Origin of the sequence: Burkholderia alba (assembly GCF_034721475.1) — a bacterium.
In the GTDB taxonomy this organism is placed as follows: domain Bacteria; phylum Pseudomonadota; class Gammaproteobacteria; order Burkholderiales; family Burkholderiaceae; genus Burkholderia; species Burkholderia alba.
Genome location: NZ_JAWJWL010000013.1, coordinates 160698 through 179401 on the forward strand (window position 1 = coordinate 160698; position 18704 = coordinate 179401).

Consider the following 18704-nt stretch of genomic DNA (forward strand, 5'->3'; position numbering starts at 1 on the left):
TTTTTGTGATAAGGTGCGCGCGTGCGTCCGCGATGCGTGCGGCACGGCGTCACGTCATTGAAGGAAGGAACCGTAATGGGTCGTTCGATCAATCTGGAAGGCAAAGTGGCGATGATTACCGGCGCGTCCAGCGGGCTGGGCCAGCGCTTTGCGCAGGTGCTGTCGCAGGCGGGGGCGAAGGTGGTGCTGGCGAGCCGGCGCGTCGAGCGGCTGAAGGAATTGCGTGCGGAAATCGAGGCCGCGGGCGGCGCGGCGCACGTGGTGTCGCTCGATGTCACCGATTCCCAGAGCATCCGGGCGGCCGTCGCCCATGCGGAAACCGAAGCGGGCACGATCGACATCCTGGTCAACAACTCGGGCGTGTCGACGATGCAGAAGCTGGTCGACGTGACGCCCGCCGATTTCGACTCCGTGTTCGACACCAACACCCGCGGCGCGTTTTTCGTCGCGCAGGAAGTGGCGAAACGGATGATGATGCGCGGCAAGGGCAACGGCAAGCCCTCGTACCGGATCATCAACATCGCGTCGGTAGCGGGGCTGCGGGCATTGTCGCAGATCGGCCTTTACGCGATGAGCAAGGCCGCCGTCGTGCATATGACCCGCGTGATGGCGCTTGAATGGGGCCGCCACGGGATCAACGTCAACGCGATCTGCCCCGGCTATATCGATACCGAGATCAATCATTACCTGTGGGAAACCGAGCAGGGCCAGAAGCTGCAGTCGATACTGCCGCGCCGGCGCGTCGGCAAACCGCAGGATCTCGACGGCCTGCTGTTGCTGCTCGCGGCCGACGAGTCGCAGTTCATCAACGGCTCGATCATTTCAGCCGACGATGGCTTCGGGATTGCCTGAAGCAGCCTGATTTTCGCAAGAAGAATCCGATGAACGATTACACCCCTGTTTTTGAAATGTCGATGCCGATCCGCTGGGGCGACATGGACGCATTCGGCCACGTGAACAACACCGTGTACTTCCGCTATATGGAGCAGGTGCGGATCTCGTGGTTCGAGCAGGTCGGCATTGCCGGCGGCAACGGCGAAGGGCAGGGGCCTGTCCTCGTCAACGCGTCGATGGAGTTCCTGAAGCAGTTGCACTACCCCGGCGACGTCATCGCGAAGATGTCGGCGGCGAAGCCCGGCCGCAGCAGCTTCGACACCGGTTTCGAGCTGACCCGCGCCGACGATCCGCAGCATGTGTACGCGCGCGGCAACGCCCGCTGCGTGTGGGTGGATTACGCGCTGGGCAAATCGGTGCCGCTGCCGGAGTTGCTGCGCAACACGATCGAAGCCGCGTTGCAGCGTCAGACTTCCTGACGGATCCCCGGGCGCCGGTCCGCGAACGCCGCGATTCGGTTCCCGATCCTATGCGGCGGGCACCCCTGTCCCGCCGCTTTTTCCTTCACGCCGCGGCGTCCATGCCGCTCAATGTCCGAGCAGGCGCTGCAGCAGCTCGGCCGTATTGCCCGTCCCGTACTTGCGTATCAGTCGCGCGCGATAGATGTCGACGGTCCGCGAGCTGATGTCGAGCACTCTCCCGATCTGCTTGCTGGTCTTGCCGGTTGCCAGTTGGGCGGCGATTTCGCGCTCGCGCGGCGTCAGCGCCACCGCGACCCGGCGGGTCGCGCTCAGATCCTCGAAGGTCCAGACGCCCGCCGCGAGCGGCGCGGTGCGATCGAGCGCGCGGCCCGTCACGTGGCACCAGAACAGCTCGCCGCCGGTACGCTTCATGATGCGGTCGTCCGCGTAGCTGCCTTGCGCGATCATCACGGGCGAGATCCGCTCGCCGATCCGTTCGAATTCATCGGGCGACGGATACAGCGCCTGGAACGACTGGCCGATCAGATCGGTGCGCGCGCAGCGGAAGATGGCGGCCAGTTCGTCGTTGCAGTCTTCGATGATCCGGTCGCGCGACAGCACGAGGCCGATCGGCGCGAGGTGGAAGGCGGTCTGGTAGTCGAGAGCGGGCATGGCTTGGGCGGGCAGGCAGGAAAAAGCGCCCGACGCCGATGGCGGCAAACGCTTATGTACTTTTGCGTATTGTGCCGGATCCCGCCTGCATCGTACCCTTTCAGGCAGTCGCGGCGTGGGTCGCGAGACAGAATGCGTCGTCGCGGCAGCTTTTGCCGCGGGTGCTTAGAATGGTGCGGCGGGTTCGCCCGGCACGCACCGCGCGAACCGGTTTGGCTGGTTTCCATAGAGGAAGGGACATACAGATGAACAAAGTCTATCCAAGCGCGGCCGCCGCGCTCGAGGGCATCGTCCGTGACGGACAGACCTTCGCGGTCGGCGGTTTCGGCCTGTGCGGAATCCCCGAAGCGCTGATCGCGGCGTTGCGCGATTCGGCGGTGAAGGGCATCACCTGCATCAGCAACAACGCGGGCGTCGACGGATTCGGCCTCGGGCTCTTGCTGGAAACGCGGCAGATCAAGAAGATGATCTCGTCGTACGTCGGCGAGAACAAGGAGTTCGAGCGTCAGTATCTGGCGGGCGAGCTCGAGCTCGAATTCACGCCCCAGGGGACGCTGGCCGAAAAGCTGCGCGCGGGCGGCGCGGGTATTCCGGCGTTCTTCACCAACACGGGCTACGGCACGGTGATCGCGGAAGGCAAGGAAACCCGCCAGTTCGGCGATCGCCAGTACGTGCTGGAGCCGTCGCTGACGGCCGACGTCGCGCTCGTCAAGGCGTGGAAGGCGGACAAGTCCGGCAACCTGATCTATCGGCGCACCGCGCGCAACTTCAATCCGATGTGCGCGATGGCGGGCAAGATCACGGTCGCGGAGGTCGAGGAGATCGTCGAGAACGGCGCGTTCGACCCGGACCACATCCATACGCCCGGTATCTTCGTGCAGCGGCTGGTGCTGAATGCGACGCCGGAAAAACGTATCGAACAACGCATCGTCCGCGCGAAAGGAGAGTGACATGGCTTGGAATCGTGACCAAATGGCCGCGCGCGCGGCGCGGGAATTGCAGGACGGCTTCTACGTCAACCTGGGTATCGGGCTGCCGACCCTGGTGGCCAACCATGTGCCCGCCGACGTCGAGGTCTGGCTGCAATCGGAGAACGGGCTGCTCGGCATCGGCCCGTCGCCGACCGAGGAGGAAGTGGATGCCGACCTGATCAACGCGGGCAAGCAGACCGTGACCACTTTGCCCGGTTCGTCGATCTTCTCGTCGGCGGACTCGTTCGCGATGATCCGCGGCGGCCACATCAACCTGGCGATTCTCGGCGCGATGCAGGTCAGCAAGAGCGGCGACCTCGCGAACTGGATGATCCCCGGCAAGATGATCAAGGGGATGGGCGGTGCGATGGATCTGGTGGCGGGCGTAAAACGCGTCGTGGTGCTGATGGAGCATGTCGCGAAAGGCGATCAGCACAAGATCCTGGAGGCCTGCAACCTGCCGCTGACGGGCGTCGGCGTGGTCGATCTGATCATCACGGATCTCGGCGTGATCGAGGTGACGCCGGCCGGACTGAAGCTGATCGAATTGGCCGACGGCGTGACGGTCGACGAAATCAAGGCCAAGACAGGCGCGCCGCTCGACGTCAGCGCGGTCTCGTAACAGGCCGGTCCCCGGTTGCGCGTTGCGCGACCGGCAACGGAAGGGCGGCAGAACGCCCCGCATTCGGGAGAATGCGGGGCGTTTTTCATTCTGCGTCGGAGGGAGAGGCATTCCTAGCGGCGGGCGATGTCGCCGACTGCGCTGGATCGACGGAGGACGGTGCGTCCGGGCCTGGCGCGGCGTGTATCGCCCGCGGCGGAGTCGGCGGCAGCGCGCGGCCCGCCCCGGCCGCCGATATTGCGGCAGGCGCGGCGGCGGCGCTGCGCGATCGCCGATGGGCGAGCGTCGGCGAACGGCGTGGGTCCGTCGTGGGGAAATGATCACGCGTTTTACCCCCTTGCCCTTTGGCGGCAGACACGATGAGTGATGTAATGGACCCGCGCCAATCGATGAATTGACTCTTGCCGTCGATAGAGAGGGGTGGCCCGGCTGCGCATGTCGCGGTGGGCGAATCGTGCGCTCCGCGGTGCGAAATGGAACGACGGCCGCATTCGTCTTCTTTTCACGAAGCGGACTACAATCGATCGTCCAGGCCGCACCCGCGGACCGTCATCGATGGGTCCGCGTCTGAATCCTGCTTCTCTTTTTCGAGGGTATCCCGATGTCGTCGACCGCATCAGTTTCCGAATCGCCCTGCGCGCGCCGCGTCCAGTGTGCGAGCCCGACTGGCCTGCATCGCGTCGCGTATACGGAATGGGGCGATCCGGAGAATCCGCGCGTGCTCGTCTGCGTGCATGGGCTGACCCGCTCGGGCCGGGATTTCGACCGGCTGGCGGCTGCGCTGTCGGACGTCTACCGGGTGGTATGTCCGGATGTGGCGGGGCGCGGGCAGTCGGACTGGCTTGCGGATCCGCAGCGCTACGGCGTGGCTCAGTACGTAGCCGACATGGTGACGCTCGTTGCACGGCTCGATGTGGAGACCGTCGACTGGTTCGGCACGTCGATGGGCGGCCTGATCGGATTGGCGCTCGGCGGGTTGCCGGGCTCGCCGATCGGCAAGATGATCGTCAACGATATCGGTCCGCACATCGAGCCGGCGGCGCTGGCGCGAATCGGCGACTATCTGGGGGTCAACATGCGCTTCGCGACCGAACAGGAGGGGGTCGACCATCTGGCGTCGCTCGCGCTGTCGTTCGGTCCGCTGACACCCGACGAATGGCGCGAAATCAACCGGCCGCTGTTGCGCCGGGACGACGACGGGTCGTGGGCCGTCCGCTACGATCCGCGCATTGCCGAGCCGGTGAAGGCTGTCACGCCGGAAATGAATGCACTTGGCGAAGCGATTCTATGGCGTTCGCTGGAGGCGTTCGCGGGACCGCTGCTCGTTGTGCGCGGCGCGGAATCGGATTTGTTGTCGCGGGAGACGGTCGGCGAAATGATCGCGCGCGGCAAGGCGGTCACGAGCGTCGAGATTGCCGGCGCGGGTCATGCGCCGGCCTTCCTGAGCGCCGGCGAGATCGCGATCGCCCGCCGTTTTTTCATCGGAGCGCCGTCGCACGCGTCATAATATGCAGTTCGGCGCGGCAGGGCTTCGGCAACTGTCGCGTCGTGCTCCGATCCATTTTCTTATCCGGGAATTTCCATGGCAGTTACTCGTCACCACGTCGGTCCCCGTCTTTCCGAAATCGCGATCCACAACGGCACCGTGTATCTGGCCGGCCAGATCGCAGAAGACACGAAGCAGGACATCTCGGGCCAGACGCGTGAAGTGCTGGGCCACATCGACCGCTTGCTCGCGGAAGCGAACAGCGACAAGTCGCATCTGCTGTCGGTGCAGATTTTCATCGCCGACATGGTGCATTTCCAGGGCATGAACGTCGAGTGGGACGCATGGGTCGCACAGGGCGCGACGCCGCCGCGCGCCACGGTCGAAGCGAAGCTCGCGAACCCGGAATGCCTGGTCGAAGTGGTCGTCGTGGCGGCGCAACGGAGCTGAGCAGCGGGTTGTCATGACAGCTTCACGTAATTCGGCGCGATGATGTCCGATCACGCGCCTGCGGCGGGGGCCGCAACACCGTCTTTCGACGACGTGCTCGCGTTCGTACGCGAGCACGCGGGCGAGGTGCGGCTGTCGTCGGGCGAACGGCTCGCCGATCACGCGGCGGGCACGGCCTCGATCATGCGCACGCTCAACGTCGATCCGCCGGCGGTGCAGGCCGCCGCGCTGTTCGCGTTGACGCCGCACCTGGACGATCCGGAGGGCGTGATCGCCGCCCGCTTCGGCGACGAAGTCGCGCGGCTCGTCGCCGATGTGCGCAAGCTCCTGAGGCTCGGCACGGCCAGCATGCGGGCCGCGCAGAACGCGATGTCGGAAACGGGCCGCGATGCGCAGGCCGCAAGGCGCGCGCAGATCGAGGCGCTGCGCAAGATGCTGCTCGCATTCGCGCAGGATATCCGGGTCGTGCTGATCCGGCTCGCGTCGCGGCTGCAGTCGCTGCGCTATTACGCGGCGGCGAAGATCGCGCCGTCGGCCGACGTCGCCCGCGAGACGCTCGACATCTACGCGCCGCTCGCGAACCGTCTCGGCATCTGGCAACTGAAGTGGGAACTGGAGGATCTGGCGTTTCGCTTCGAGAATCCGGAAACCTACAAGCGTATCGCGAAGCTGCTCGACGAAAAGCGCATCGAGCGCGAAGCGTATGTCATGCAGGCGATCGAACGATTGCAGCAGGAGCTTGCCGCGGCGAGCATCCACGCCGAGGTCAGCGGCCGGCCGAAACACATCTACAGCATCTGGCGCAAGATGCGCGGCAAGGAACTCGATTTTTCCGAGCTGTACGACGTGCGCGCGTTTCGCGTGATCGTGCCCGACATCAAGGATTGCTATACGGTGCTGGGCATCGTGCATCACCTGTGGCAGCCGGTCCCGAGAGAATTCGACGACTACATTTCGCGGCCGAAGCCGAACGGCTACAAGTCGCTGCACACGGTCGTGATCGGCGACGACGGCCGTGCGTTCGAGGTGCAGATCCGCACTCAGGAAATGCACCGCTTCGCGGAATACGGCGTCGCCGCGCACTGGCGCTACAAGGAGGCGGGCACGCGCGGCTACGGCGGCCAGTTCGCCGCGAGCGACAAGTACGACGAGAAGATCGCGTGGCTGCGCCAGTTGCTCGCGTGGAAAGGCGAGGTCGAGGAAGGCGGTTCGCCCGACGCGATGGGGGGACGGGAGGCCTGGGCGCAATTGCGCGAGACCTCGCTCGACGACGACCATATTTACGTGCTGACTCCGCAGGCGCGCGTGATCGCGCTGCCGCAGGGCGCGACTCCCGTCGATTTCGCGTACTACCTGCACAGCGAACTGGGGCACCGCTGCCGCGGCGCGCGCGTGGACGGCGCGATGGTGCCGCTCAATACGCCGCTGCAAAACGGACAGACGGTCGAGATCGTGTCGGTGAGGGAGGGCGGTCCGTCTCGCGACTGGCTGAATCCGCAGCTCGGCTACCTGCATAGCCCGCGCGCGCGACAAAAGGTGCGCGCGTGGTTCAACCTCATCGAGCATCAGGAAAATATCGCGCGCGGGCGGGCGCTTGTCGAGAAGACCTTGCAGCGCGAGGGCAAGACCTCGGTGAACCTCGATCATCTGGCGGCGAAACTGGGTTTCAAGGCGCCCGACGAGTTGTTCTCCGTGGTGGGCAAGGAGGAGTTCAGCCTGCGCAACGTCGAGCATGCGCTGTCCGATGTGCCGCCGCCCGAACCCGAAACGGAGTCGCCCGAGCAGTTCGAGAAGCGCAGCAGCGGCGCGAGCGTCGCGCACGGTGCGTCGACGGGCGTGCTGGTGGTCGGCGTCGATGCGTTGCTCACGCAGCTCGCGCGCTGTTGCCGTCCCGCACCGCCCGATCCGATCAGCGGGTTCGTCACGCGCGGCAAGGGCATGTCGATCCATCGCAGCGATTGCGCGACGTTCGTGCGGATGGCCGAGCGCGCGCCCGAGCGCGTGCTGCAGACCACCTGGTCGGCCGACGTGATGGGCGGCCGGGGGGTGTCGGTGTACCCGATCGATCTGATGATCGAGGCGAGCGATCGTCAGGGGTTGCTGCGCGATATTTCCGAAGTGTTCGCTCGCGAGAAGATGAACGTGGTCGGGGTGAAGACCCAGAGCCGCCGCAATGCGGCATTCATGCAATTTACCGTGGAGGTGTCGAACTCCTCGCAGGTGCAGCGCGCCTGCGCGTTGCTCGGCGAGGTCGCGGGCGTGGTGCGGGCGACGCGCAAGACCTGACGGAGCAGGGGCTCGGCAAGAGGATGCGAAGTTTTTTGAAGAATTTGCACCAAAGCACTTGCCAAGAATTAAAGAGCTCCATATAATTTCACCTCTCGACAGGCTCGTAGCTCAGTTGGTTAGAGCACCACCTTGACATGGTGGGGGTCGTTGGTTCGAATCCAATCGAGCCTACCAACGACATCGGCTCCAGTTCGGTTTTTCGGGCTGAAGCGGCAGTAGAAAATTTCTACGCAAAGGCGATACGGTTATGACGCTGCGAACGTTGACCGAAACAATTTCGGAGCGACGCTAGTCGAGGAACCTTTTCGTCCTGTAGTTTGTGAAGTATCGAAATGCGGCCCCTCGAAAGCGGGGCCGCATTTTTTTTGCCGTCTTTTTAGCGCGTTGTTTGTCTGCCGTTCACCGACGGCATCTCGGAGATTGCTATGGTTTCGATACGCTTGCCTGACGGCTCAGTTCGACAATACGAGCATCCGGTGACAGTTGCCGAAGTGGCGGCCTCGATCGGTCCTGGTCTTGCGAAGGCCGCGCTCGGCGGCAAGCTCGATGGCGAGTTGGTCGATACCTCCGCATTGATCGATCGCGACGCATCGCTCGCGATCGTCACGGAAAAGGATGCCGACGGTCTGGACATCATCCGCCACTCGGCTGCCCACTTGCTGGCTTATGCGGTCAAGGAGCTGTATCCGGATGCGCAGGTGACGATCGGCCCCGTGATCGACAACGGCTTCTATTACGACTTCTCTTATCACCGTCCGTTTACACCGGAAGATCTCGAAAAGATCGAGAAGCGCATGCAGGAGCTTGCGAAAAAGGATGAGCCGGTCACGCGCCGCGTGGTGTCACGCGAAGAGGCCGCCGACTATTTCCGCAGCATCGGCGAGAAGTACAAGGCTGAAATCATCGATTCGATTCCGTCGAGCGACGATATCAAACTGTATTCGCACGGCGGTTTCACCGATCTGTGCCGTGGCCCGCACGTGCCGTCGACCGGCAAGTTGAAGGTCTTCAAGCTGATGAAGGTCGCGGGCGCCTACTGGCGCGGCGATTCGAAGAACGAACAGTTGCAGCGGATTTACGGCACGGCCTGGACGAAGAAGGAAGACCAGGACGCGTATCTGCACATGCTCGAGGAGGCGGAGAAGCGCGACCACCGCAAGCTCGGCAAGCAGCTCGATCTGTTCCACATGCAGGACGAATCGCCCGGCATGGTGTTCTGGCATCCGAAGGGTTGGGCGTTGTGGCAGCAGGTGGAGCAGTACATGCGCCGCCGCGTGAGCGATGCCGGCTATCTCGAGATCAAGACGCCGATGATCATGGATCGCTCGCTGTGGGAGGCGTCCGGCCACTGGCAGAACTACCGCGAGAACATGTTCACGACGGAGTCGGAAAAGCGCGACTACGCGATCAAGCCGATGAACTGCCCGGGTCATGTGCAGGTGTTCAATCATGGTTTGCGCTCGTACCGCGACTTGCCGCTGCGCTACGCGGAATTCGGTTCGTGCCACCGCAACGAATCGTCGGGCGCGCTGCATGGGCTGATGCGCGTACGCGGTTTCGTGCAGGACGATGCACACATTTTCTGTACCGAAGACCAGTTCATCGCCGAATCGATCGCGTTCAATACGCTCGCGATGAGCGTCTACAAGGATTTCGGCTTCGATCACATCGACATCAAGCTGTCGCTGCGCCCCGACCAGCGAGCCGGCACGGACGAAACCTGGGATCGCGCCGAGCAGGGGCTGCGCGACGCGCTGACGGCCTGCGGCCTGACGTGGGAAGAATTGCCGGGAGAGGGCGCGTTCTACGGCCCGAAGATCGAGTACCACATCAAGGATGCGCTTGGCCGTTCGTGGCAGTGCGGTACGTTGCAGCTCGACATGGTGCTTCCGGAGCGTCTCGGCGCCGAATATGTGGCGGAGGACAACAGCCGTCGCCGGCCGGTGATGCTGCACCGGGCAATCGTCGGATCAATGGAGCGTTTCCTCGGAATTCTGATCGAGCACCATGCCGGCGCAATGCCCGTCTGGCTTGCGCCGATCCAGGCGGCGGTGCTGAATATTGCCGAAAGTCAGGCCGAATATGCGCAGTCGCTAGCCCAAACGTTGCAAAAACAAGGGGTTAGAGTGACGGCGGATTTGCGTAACGAGAAAATTAGCTATAAAATACGCGAGCACACGCTTGAAAAAGTGCCATATCTGCTCGTCGTGGGCGATAAGGAGCGTGATGCGCAAACGGTAGCCGTGCGTGCCCGTGGCGGCGTCGATCTGGGCGTAATGCCGATCGAAGCCTTCGTTGAGCGTCTGCATGAGGATCTGCGGACGTTCAAGTAACCGCCCTGGCAGCGCGGCTCGTTTTTTTAATTTTTAGAGGAAACGTAACATCGCTACTGATAAGTCGTCGCATCGCATCAACGGTGAAATCACTGCACCGGAAGTGCGTCTGGTCGGGATCGAGAATGAAGCGCTCGGTATCGTAAAACTCGCTGATGCTTTCCGTAAATCGGAAGAGCTGGATGTTGACCTGGTGGAAATCGCGCCGCAAGCGGTGCCGCCGGTTTGCCGTCTGATGGATTACGGCAAGTTCAAGTACCAGGAAGCCAAGAAGCAGCACGAAGCGAAGCTGAAGCAAAAGGTCATCCAGGTGAAGGAAGTGAAGTTCCGCCCGGGTACCGATGACGGCGATTACAACGTCAAGCTCCGCAACCTGGTGCGCTTCCTTGAAGAAGGCGATAAGACGAAGATCACGTTGCGTTTCCGCGGCCGCGAAATGGCTCACCAGGAAATCGGCATGCGGATGCTTGAGCGTCTGCGCACCGATCTCGACGAAGTCGGCCAGGTCGAACAGATGCCGAAGATGGAAGGGCGCCAGATGATCATGGTGCTTTCGCCGAAGAAAAAGAAGTAACGGGCTGGCGCGCGATGGCGTGCCGGTTCGATGAAGCGGTTCGGCGCGCGGCCCGGTCAGGGCGGCGCGCCTGAAACAACAGCGGCTGCGCGAGCGGTGCGCTGTACACAAGTGGATTTGGGTTTCGAAGGGCGGGTTCAGGGCGCAAGCCAACCGCACACCCACGTCCATCTAATAAACTGGAGTTGTTCGTCATGCCTAAGATGAAGACCAAGAAGAGTGCTGCAAAGCGCTTCGTGGTGCGTCCGGGCGGTACCGTCAAGCGCGGTCAAGCCTTCAAGCGTCACATCCTGACCAAGAAAACCACCAAGAACAAGCGTCACCTGCGCGGCGCCACGGCAGTTCATGATTCCGATCTGAACTCCGTCCGCGCGATGCTCCCGTTCGCTTAACCCTCAACCGATACTCATAGGAGAGAAACATGCCTCGAGTCAAACGTGGGGTAACCGCACGGGCCCGTCACAAGAAGATCATCAACCTGGCCAAGGGTTATCGCGGCCGCCGCAATAACGTCTACCGCATCGCCAAGCAGGCGGTGATGCGCGCTGGTCAGTACGCGTACCGCGATCGCCGCAACAAGAAGCGTGTGTTCCGCGCACTGTGGATCACGCGTATCAATGCGGCCGTGCGTCAGCACGACATGACCTACAGCGTGTTCATCAACGGCCTGAAGAAGGCGTCGATCGAACTCGACCGTAAGGTGCTGGCTGATATGGCGGTGTTCGACAAGGCTGCTTTTGCTGCGATCGTGAAGCAGGTGAAAGCCGCCGTTGCAGCCTAATTGCGAAATTAGCACTGCGTGGTTAGTTGCAGCGATGATCCGGTAATTTCGGCCGCTGCAGCGAAAACGGGGCTCTTCCGAGCCCCTTTTTTGTTTGGACGAGCCATTCGCTCGCCGAAAACAATTGACGTTGGAAATGATGGGATCAATGGATCTGGACCAGATTGTCGCCGACGCGCAGCAGTCCTTTGAACAGGCTGCCGATATCACCACGCTCGAAAACGAGAAAGCACGATTTCTCGGCAAGTCGGGTGCGTTGACCGAGATGCTCAAGGGCCTCGGCAAGCTCGATCCCGAGACGCGCAAGACGGAAGGCGCGCGCATCAATGTCGTCAAGCAGCAAGTGGAAGCCGCGCTGACGGCGCGCCGTCAGGCGCTGGCCGATGCGCTGCTGAACCAGCGTCTCGCCGCCGAGGCGATCGACGTCACGCTGCCCGGCCGAGGCGCGGGCGCCGGCACGCTGCATCCCGTGATGCGCACCTGGGAGCGCGTCGAACAGATTTTCCGCACGATCGGCTTCGACGTGGCCGACGGCCCCGAAATCGAAACCGACTGGTATAACTTCACCGCGTTGAACAGCCCCGAAAACCATCCGGCGCGTTCGATGCAGGACACGTTCTACGTCGACGGCAAGGATGCCGACGGCCGCCAACTGCTGCTGCGCACGCATACGAGCCCGATGCAGGTGCGTTATGCGCGCATGAACCGGCCGCCGATCAAGGTGATCGCACCCGGTCGGACCTACCGTGTCGATAGCGATGCGACGCACTCGCCGATGTTCAATCAGGTCGAAGGCCTGTGGATCGACGAGAACATCAGCTTCGCCGATCTGAAGGGTGTCTACACCGATTTTCTGAAGAAGTTCTTCGAGCGCGACGACATCCTCGTGCGCTTCCGCCCGTCGTACTTCCCGTTTACCGAACCATCGGCCGAGATCGACATGATGTTCGAGCACGGCAAGAACGCCGGCAAATGGCTCGAAATCTCGGGCTCGGGTCAGGTGCACCCGACGGTGATCCGCAACATGGGCCTCGATCCCGAGCGTTATATCGGTTTTGCGTTCGGCAGCGGCCTCGAGCGGCTGACGATGCTGCGTTACGGCGTGCAGGATCTGCGTCTCTTCTTCGAGAACGATCTCCGCTTCCTGCGTCAGTTCGCGTAACGCCCGCCGTAGGCGTTCCGTGCCCGGGCCTGCGCATCGCGCGGGTCCGGGCCCCGATCCAACCTGTTTCGAACGTAGACATCCATGCAATTCCCTGAATCCTGGTTGAGAACCTTTGTCGATCCGCAACTGACGACCGATGAACTGTCGCATGCGCTGACGATGGCGGGGCTCGAAGTCGAGTCGCTGCGCCGAGTGGCACCGCCGACCGCGAAGATTGTCGTCGGCCGGGTGCTCGAAGTGGCCAAGCATCCGGATGCGGACAAGCTCAACGTCTGTCAGGTCGACGCCGGTACGGGCGCGACGCTCAATATCGTCTGCGGCGCGCCGAATGTGGCGCCGGGCATCAAGGTGCCGGTGGCGCTGGTCGGCGCGCAACTGCCGCCCGCAGAAGAAGGCGGCGCGCCGTTTGCGATCAAGCTGTCGAAGCTGCGCGGCATCGAAAGCCAGGGCATGCTGTGCTCGGCACGCGAGCTCAAGCTTTCCGAGGATCACAGCGGCCTGCTGATCCTGCCGGACGAGACGCCGATCGGCCAGGACATCCGGGACACGCTGAATCTCGACGATGCGGTTTTCGAGATCAAACTGACGCCGAACAAGGCCGATTGCCTGTCGGTGTTCGGCATCGCGCGCGAGACCTCGGCGATTACGGGTGCGCCGCTCAAGCCGCTCGACATCCGTCCGGTGCAGGCGAACCTCACCGAGATTCTGCCGGTTCGGATCGCCGCGCCCGATTTGTGCGGCCGGTTTTCCGGGCGGGTGATCCGCGGCGTGAACGCACGCGCAAAGACCCCGCAATGGATGGTCGAGCGTCTCGAACGATCGGGGCAGCGCAGCGTATCGGCGCTCGTCGACATCTCGAACTACGTGATGTTCGAGCTCGGGCGTCCGTCGCACGTGTTCGATCTCGACACGATCCACGGGGGCATCGTGGTGCGCTGGGGCGAGCGCGGCGAATCGCTGAAGCTGCTGAACGGCAGCACGGTCGAGCTTGACGAGACGGTCGGCGTGATCGCCGACGAGCGTCATGTCGAAAGTCTCGCGGGCATCATGGGCGGCGATAGCACGGCCGTCACGCTCGACACGACCAACATCTATCTCGAGGCGGCGTTCTGGTGGCCGGACAGTATCCGTGGCCGCGCGCGCAAGTACAACTTCTCGACCGACGCGGCGCACCGCTTCGAGCGCGGCGTCGACTATTCGACGACCGTCGAGCATATCGAGCGCATCACGCAGCTGATTCTCGATATTTGCGGCGGCCAGGCCGGTCCGGTCGACGATCAGATCGTGAACGTCCCGCAGCGCGCACCGGTGTCGATGCGCGTGTCGCGCGCGAACCGCATCATCGGCGTGCCGATCGGAGCGGACGAGATCGCGTCGATCTTCACGCGTCTCGGCCTGTCGTTCGAGCGGCGTGACGACGTGTTCTCGGTTACGCCGCCGCCGCATCGCTTCGACATCGAAATCGAGGAAGACCTGATCGAGGAAGTCGCGCGCATCTACGGTTTCGAAAAGATTCCGGCGCGTCCTCCCGTTGCGACCAGCGAAATGCGCGCGACCAACGAAACGCAGCGTTCGATCCATACGATCCGCCACGAACTGGCCGCGCGAGATTATTCGGAGACGGTCAACTTCAGCTTCGTCGACGCGGAATGGGAGCGCGATTTCGCTGGCAACGCGCATCCGGTGCGGCTGCTGAATCCGATCGCGAGCCAGCTGTCCGTGATGCGTACGACGCTGTTCGGCAGTCTCGTCAGCGTGCTGCGCCACAACCTGAATCGCCGCGCGGATCGTGTGCGGGTGTTCGAGACGGGGCGCGTGTTTCTCGCGGATGCATCGATCAAGGCCGGTGAGCTGGTGGTGGAAGGGTATGTGCAGCCGAAGCGTGTCGGCGCGCTGGCCTATGGCCCGGTGCTCGACGAGCAGTGGGGCGCCGCGACGCGCGCGGTCGACTACTTCGATGTGAAGGGCGACCTCGAGGCACTGCTGGCGCCTGCCGTCGCGCGTTTCGTGAAGGCGGAGCATCCGGCACTGCATCCGGGCCGCTGCGCACGGATCGAGCTGGACGGCCGCGCGGTCGGCTGGATCGGCGAGCTGCATCCACGCCTGATGCAGAAGTACGAATTGCCGCATGCCCCGGTGTTGTTCGAAATCGATGCGGACGCACTGATCGCGCGCGCGTTGCCGGCGCCGTCGGACGTATCGAAATTCCCGCCGGTGCGACGCGATATCGCAGTCGTGGTCGACCAGAACGTGGAAGTCCAGGCGCTCGTCGACGAGATGAAGAAGGCGTTGGCCGAGGACGCATGCAAGTTCGTTCAGAAGGTTGTACTCTTTGATGAATTTCGTGCAAAATCAAACACTTCCGGTGGCTTGTCCGCGCAGGAGAAAAGCCTTGCGTTCCGTGTGACCCTGCAAGATACTGCCGGGACACTGCAGGATGACGTGGTCGATCAGGCCATCCAGACCCTGGTGGATCGCATGGCTCGAGTCAATGGCGCGCGTTTGCGCGGATAAGGCAGGAGGGCGGCCGAACGGTTGCTTTCCGCATGGTTTGTCCCGGTTTAACGCGCTAGTTTTGCAGATATGAACGACATGAACTCGAGTGAATTCGAAGCCCTTCTGACGGCGCAACGCAGCGCCATGACACGCGACGTATCCGCCGCGCAGTCCGCCGAAGCGCCTACGCTGACCAAGGCCGAGCTGGCCGAATTGCTGTTCGACAGCGTCGGGCTCAACAAGCGCGAAGCGAAGGATATGGTCGAGGCGTTCTTCGAGGTGATCCGCGATGCGCTCGAAAACGGTGAAAGCGTGAAGCTGTCGGGCTTCGGCAATTTCCAGCTGCGCGACAAGCCGCAGCGGCCCGGCCGCAATCCCAAGACGGGCGAGGCGATTCCGATCGCCGCGCGCCGCGTCGTGACGTTCCACGCCAGCCAGAAATTAAAGGCGCTGGTGGAGAGCGGCGCCGAAACCGATTTCGTGCGCTGATTCCCGGTTTACGCCTGCGCGCGACTCCCGCGCTCCTTACCGACGGTTAACTGACGATGACATCGACGGTTGAGAAAGTCGTCTTGCCTCCGATTCCCGCGAAACGCTATTTCACGATCGGTGAAGTCAGCGAGCTGTGCGGCGTGAAGCCGCATGTGCTGCGGTACTGGGAGCAGGAGTTTACGCAATTGCGGCCGGTGAAACGGCGGGGTAACCGCCGCTATTACCAGCACCACGAAGTGCTGCTGATCAGGCGGATCCGGGAGCTGTTGTACGAGCAGGGTTTCACGATCAACGGCGCGCGCAACCGGCTCGATTCGCATGGCAGCGACCGCAGCGCGCCGTCCGAGGGCGCCCCCGCATTGTCGGCTGCGGCCGAGTCGGTTACCGGCGCTCCCGATTCACCGAGCAGCGGCGTGGATGTCGCACAATTGCGCAAGGCGTTGCTGGGCGTGATCGACGGTCTGAAGCGCCAATAGCTGCGATTTCGTGTAGAAAAATCCCGCATGATCCTGGTGTCATGCGGGATTTTTTTCGCCGGAACGGGGCTCAGGGAGCGAGCGGGTCCTTCTTGCCGAGGTCGACGAGCAGCGTGCCGTCGGGCGACATCCTCACCGAGCCTTTCGCGACCTGGCTGCGATAACCGTACAGGTCGAAGCGCATCGGCCCGGCTTGCGACGAATTCCGAATCAATGCCCGCACGTTCAGCTCCAGCACGTTGAACATCTTCATGTCGCCGCCTTCCATCCACATGTAGCTCGATGCATTCGTCTCGGGACGCTTCGGCGGCGGCGCGTCCGGCGCGCGACGGAACACCAGCCGCAGTCCATCGGCCTCGACGCGCGCCTGAGCGAGTTGCCCCGTCAGCGATGGCGGCGGGAATACCGTGTACTGGTCGAGTACCAGTGTATTGCCGCGCAGTTCGGCGCCGCGACGCCTGAGCGGCGTGAGTGACGCCAGTTCGATGCCGAGCGAACGCAGCAGTGTCGCCTGAGGGACGCCGAGTACCGATACCTGCGATGGCGTGAAGGCGAGATGGCGATCGTCGAGTACGCTCAGCGAGCCTTTCATGTCGGTCGGCAGCCAGATGCCGGGCACGTGATTCCACAGCTTGATGCCGCCTTGCACGCGCAGGTCCTGACCATCGGCGCTCAGTTGCAGATCGTTCAGCGAGCGCGGCGAATAATCGAGCAGGTACCGGTTGAACAGATCGGACATCGCGGCCCACGGCTCGACCACCGAACCGCCCAGGATCCGGATGTCGTACTGATTCGGGTCGTCGAGGTCGACCGGTTCTCCCGCGCGCTTCGGCACGAGTTGCGCATCGAGTTCGTCGACATGAAAACCGATGCCGCCGGAAAGATAGAAGTCGACATTGCGTAGATGGATCGTCGGCACGCCGTTCGACACGTACCGTTCGTTGAACGGCGCGCCGATACCGCGCTTGACGGCAACCTTGCGGAAGCCCGGCTGCGATGCATCGGCGGCCGATGCGAGGCCGAGAGCTTCCCAGCGTTGGCGGGCCTCGTGCAAGGTCGTTTGCTGGGCTGCGAGGAAACTGTCGTTCAGGCGCGCGGCAGGGGACCCGAGCAGAGCGCTCGAACCGGCCGCGGCCGGTGGTGCGTACGATGGCATCTTGATCGACATCGCCCCCGCTTCCGTGAAGTTGAAATAGCCCGCCGCGACTTGTTCGCGGTAGTGGTACAGATCGAATACGAAACGTTCGTCGGCGCGCGGGGGCCGGGTCGGGCCGATCAGGATGTCGGCGTTCATCGGCATCGAGCGCATGAATTTCACGTCGCCGCCCCGGATATACATGGCTTGTTTGGGGGCGTCGCCGGGCATCGTGAAGCCGGCTTGCGTGCCGTCGTCGAGCGCGAGATCGAGGCCGGCCGGCGTGATTCGGATCGCGACGATCGTCAGCTTCTGGTGTGGCGGCGGCATCAGTTTGTCGACCGTCATCACGAGGTCGTCGCCCGACAACTGCGCGACCGGTGTGTCGATTTTCAGCAGGTCAGACATCTTCACGTTCGCGGCGCGCATTACCGGGTTCGCGTTGATGCCCGACACGCTGATCCCGGTCGGATGAAACACGAGCCGGGTGCCGCCGCGGATCGTGATCTTGCCGGTCAGCGCGAACGGCACCCAGCCGTCGCGCTGCATCTCGCCCTGCAGATGGATCACGCCGTCGCCCGCGGATACGCGCAGCTTGCGCAGCGGTGCGCCGCGGTAACCGAAGATATAGCTGCCGAAGAGAGCGGTCAGTTTGGTGTTGTCGAGCGTGACGATACCGCGATGGACGTCGATCTCGAAGCTGGTCGGGTCGTCGAAGACGATGGGGGCGCCGGGATGGGTCGGCATCAGCGTTGCCGACAGCTCGTGCACGTAAAAGCCGAGGTCGCCGACGATCCGGAAATCGATGTCACGCAGGAAAGTCATCGCGCCGCTCTGCCCGGAATCACGCAATGTTGTCGGGCGCGGCTGGGTCAGGCGGATCGAGGCGAGCGACGGCACCGTTCGGGCGAGTTGCTGCTCCTGGGCAAGGCGTTCCGCTTTCGCGCGCTCGATCGAGGAGGTGGCGGGTTGCGCATGGGCGTCGACGTTCGAGGTCGATTCGGCGCATCCTGCGCCGAGGAGGGCGAGCGACGCTGCCGCGCAGGCGAATGCGCGCAGCACTCGGCTCGGGGCTGAGGCCACGCCGCGCGCCGCGCTGGCTGGGGTGGCGCGGCGGGTTCGCCGGACTGAGGTCCGCATCGTCTGTCTCCGTACCTTGTTATCGCTGTCGTGCGAACAGCCGCTTCGGCTTGCGCCGGTTTCGCGCAGTGTGGCATGGCATCGCTAGAGCGGCGGCACCAAACACCGGCGACCGATGTTGCGGTACGGAAAGGGCCATCGCGGCAAGGTTGGGGAGGTGAGGGTGGGTGAGGTCAAACGCCTGTATGAGGCAGCCGCGCAGGTTATTTGTCGTGATCGCACCCGGCGGAACTTGCGAGCTCATCCGCCAATGTGACGTTGCAGCGATCCTGTTTATCCTATCGATTGGGACGATGTCCGTCGAACCCGATGGGATGTGGATCATCC

General features: G+C 63.2%; 16 protein-coding genes, 1 tRNA gene and 1 pseudogene. 16 read left to right on the forward strand and 2 right to left on the reverse strand.

Going from position 1 to position 18704, the window contains the following annotated elements:
- Positions 1-75 precede the first annotated feature (75 nt).
- Both RZR99_RS16850 and RZR99_RS16855 read left to right on the forward strand, forming a co-directional pair.
- Positions 76-852: an SDR family oxidoreductase gene (locus tag RZR99_RS16850; RefSeq protein WP_323120906.1), complete on the forward strand. Its 777-nt coding sequence runs from the start codon at positions 76-78 to the stop codon at positions 850-852.
- Between the two features lie 29 nt (positions 853-881).
- Entirely contained in the window at positions 882-1313 is a 432-nt protein-coding gene (locus RZR99_RS16855; protein WP_323120907.1) for an acyl-CoA thioesterase, read from the forward strand.
- 108 nt (positions 1314-1421) lie between these two features.
- On the opposite strand, the gene RZR99_RS16860 is transcribed toward RZR99_RS16855, so the two are convergent.
- Entirely contained in the window at positions 1422-1967 is a 546-nt protein-coding gene (locus RZR99_RS16860) for a LuxR C-terminal-related transcriptional regulator (protein WP_323120908.1), read from the reverse strand.
- 245 nt (positions 1968-2212) lie between these two features.
- Between RZR99_RS16860 and RZR99_RS16865 the strand changes: the two genes are divergently transcribed.
- The 14 genes and pseudogenes from RZR99_RS16865 to RZR99_RS16930 all read left to right on the forward strand — a co-directional run bounded on the left by RZR99_RS16865 (position 2213) and on the right by RZR99_RS16930 (position 16102).
- Positions 2213-2917 (forward strand): CoA transferase subunit A, encoded by a 705-nt coding sequence (locus RZR99_RS16865; RefSeq protein WP_323120909.1) that lies wholly within the window; start codon positions 2213-2215, stop codon positions 2915-2917.
- A 1-nt stretch (position 2918) separates the two neighbouring features.
- A complete protein-coding gene (locus tag RZR99_RS16870; RefSeq protein ID WP_323120910.1) occupies positions 2919-3560 on the forward strand; it encodes a CoA transferase subunit B in 642 nt (213 codons plus the stop codon).
- Between the two features lie 598 nt (positions 3561-4158).
- Positions 4159-5067 (forward strand): annotated as a pseudogene (locus tag RZR99_RS16875) (alpha/beta fold hydrolase); the annotation flags it as partial.
- Positions 5068-5142: 75 nt separating this feature from the next.
- Positions 5143-5496 carry a RidA family protein gene (locus tag RZR99_RS16880; RefSeq protein WP_323120911.1) on the forward strand — a complete coding sequence of 118 codons (354 nt, stop codon included), beginning with the start codon at positions 5143-5145 and terminating at the stop codon, positions 5494-5496.
- 39 nt (positions 5497-5535) lie between these two features.
- Positions 5536-7782 carry a RelA/SpoT family protein gene (locus RZR99_RS16885; RefSeq protein WP_407655463.1) on the forward strand — a complete coding sequence of 749 codons (2247 nt, stop codon included), beginning with the start codon at positions 5536-5538 and terminating at the stop codon, positions 7780-7782.
- Positions 7783-7882: 100 nt separating this feature from the next.
- Positions 7883-7959 (forward strand) — tRNA-Val (locus RZR99_RS16890).
- Positions 7960-8210: 251 nt separating this feature from the next.
- Complete coding sequence (thrS, locus tag RZR99_RS16895; protein ID WP_323120912.1) at positions 8211-10118, forward strand: threonine--tRNA ligase; 1908 nt, start codon at positions 8211-8213, stop codon at positions 10116-10118.
- Positions 10119-10167: 49 nt separating this feature from the next.
- Positions 10168-10692 (forward strand): translation initiation factor IF-3, encoded by a 525-nt coding sequence (gene infC / locus RZR99_RS16900; RefSeq protein ID WP_323120946.1) that lies wholly within the window; start codon positions 10168-10170, stop codon positions 10690-10692.
- A 194-nt stretch (positions 10693-10886) separates the two neighbouring features.
- Positions 10887-11084 carry a 50S ribosomal protein L35 gene (gene rpmI, locus RZR99_RS16905; RefSeq protein ID WP_004191477.1) on the forward strand — a complete coding sequence of 66 codons (198 nt, stop codon included), beginning with the start codon at positions 10887-10889 and terminating at the stop codon, positions 11082-11084.
- Positions 11085-11113: 29 nt separating this feature from the next.
- Positions 11114-11473 (forward strand): 50S ribosomal protein L20, encoded by a 360-nt coding sequence (gene rplT, locus RZR99_RS16910; RefSeq protein WP_004192938.1) that lies wholly within the window; start codon positions 11114-11116, stop codon positions 11471-11473.
- 148 nt (positions 11474-11621) lie between these two features.
- Positions 11622-12635: a phenylalanine--tRNA ligase subunit alpha gene (gene pheS / locus RZR99_RS16915; RefSeq protein ID WP_323120913.1), complete on the forward strand. Its 1014-nt coding sequence runs from the start codon at positions 11622-11624 to the stop codon at positions 12633-12635.
- A gap of 84 nt (positions 12636-12719) precedes the next feature.
- On the forward strand, positions 12720-15152 hold the full coding sequence (pheT, locus tag RZR99_RS16920; RefSeq protein ID WP_323120914.1) for a phenylalanine--tRNA ligase subunit beta: 2433 nt from the start codon (positions 12720-12722) through the stop codon (positions 15150-15152).
- A 69-nt stretch (positions 15153-15221) separates the two neighbouring features.
- Positions 15222-15623: an integration host factor subunit alpha gene (locus RZR99_RS16925; RefSeq protein WP_323120915.1), complete on the forward strand. Its 402-nt coding sequence runs from the start codon at positions 15222-15224 to the stop codon at positions 15621-15623.
- Positions 15624-15679: 56 nt separating this feature from the next.
- The gene (locus tag RZR99_RS16930; RefSeq protein WP_323120916.1) at positions 15680-16102 is read left to right on the forward strand and encodes a MerR family transcriptional regulator; all 423 of its coding nucleotides are present in this window, start codon (positions 15680-15682) and stop codon (positions 16100-16102) included.
- Positions 16103-16172: 70 nt separating this feature from the next.
- Here the strand turns inward: RZR99_RS16930 and RZR99_RS16935 are convergent, their stop codons facing one another.
- Positions 16173-18377 (reverse strand): hypothetical protein, encoded by a 2205-nt coding sequence (locus RZR99_RS16935; protein WP_323120917.1) that lies wholly within the window; start codon positions 18375-18377, stop codon positions 16173-16175.
- Between the last annotated feature and the right edge of the window lie 327 nt (positions 18378-18704).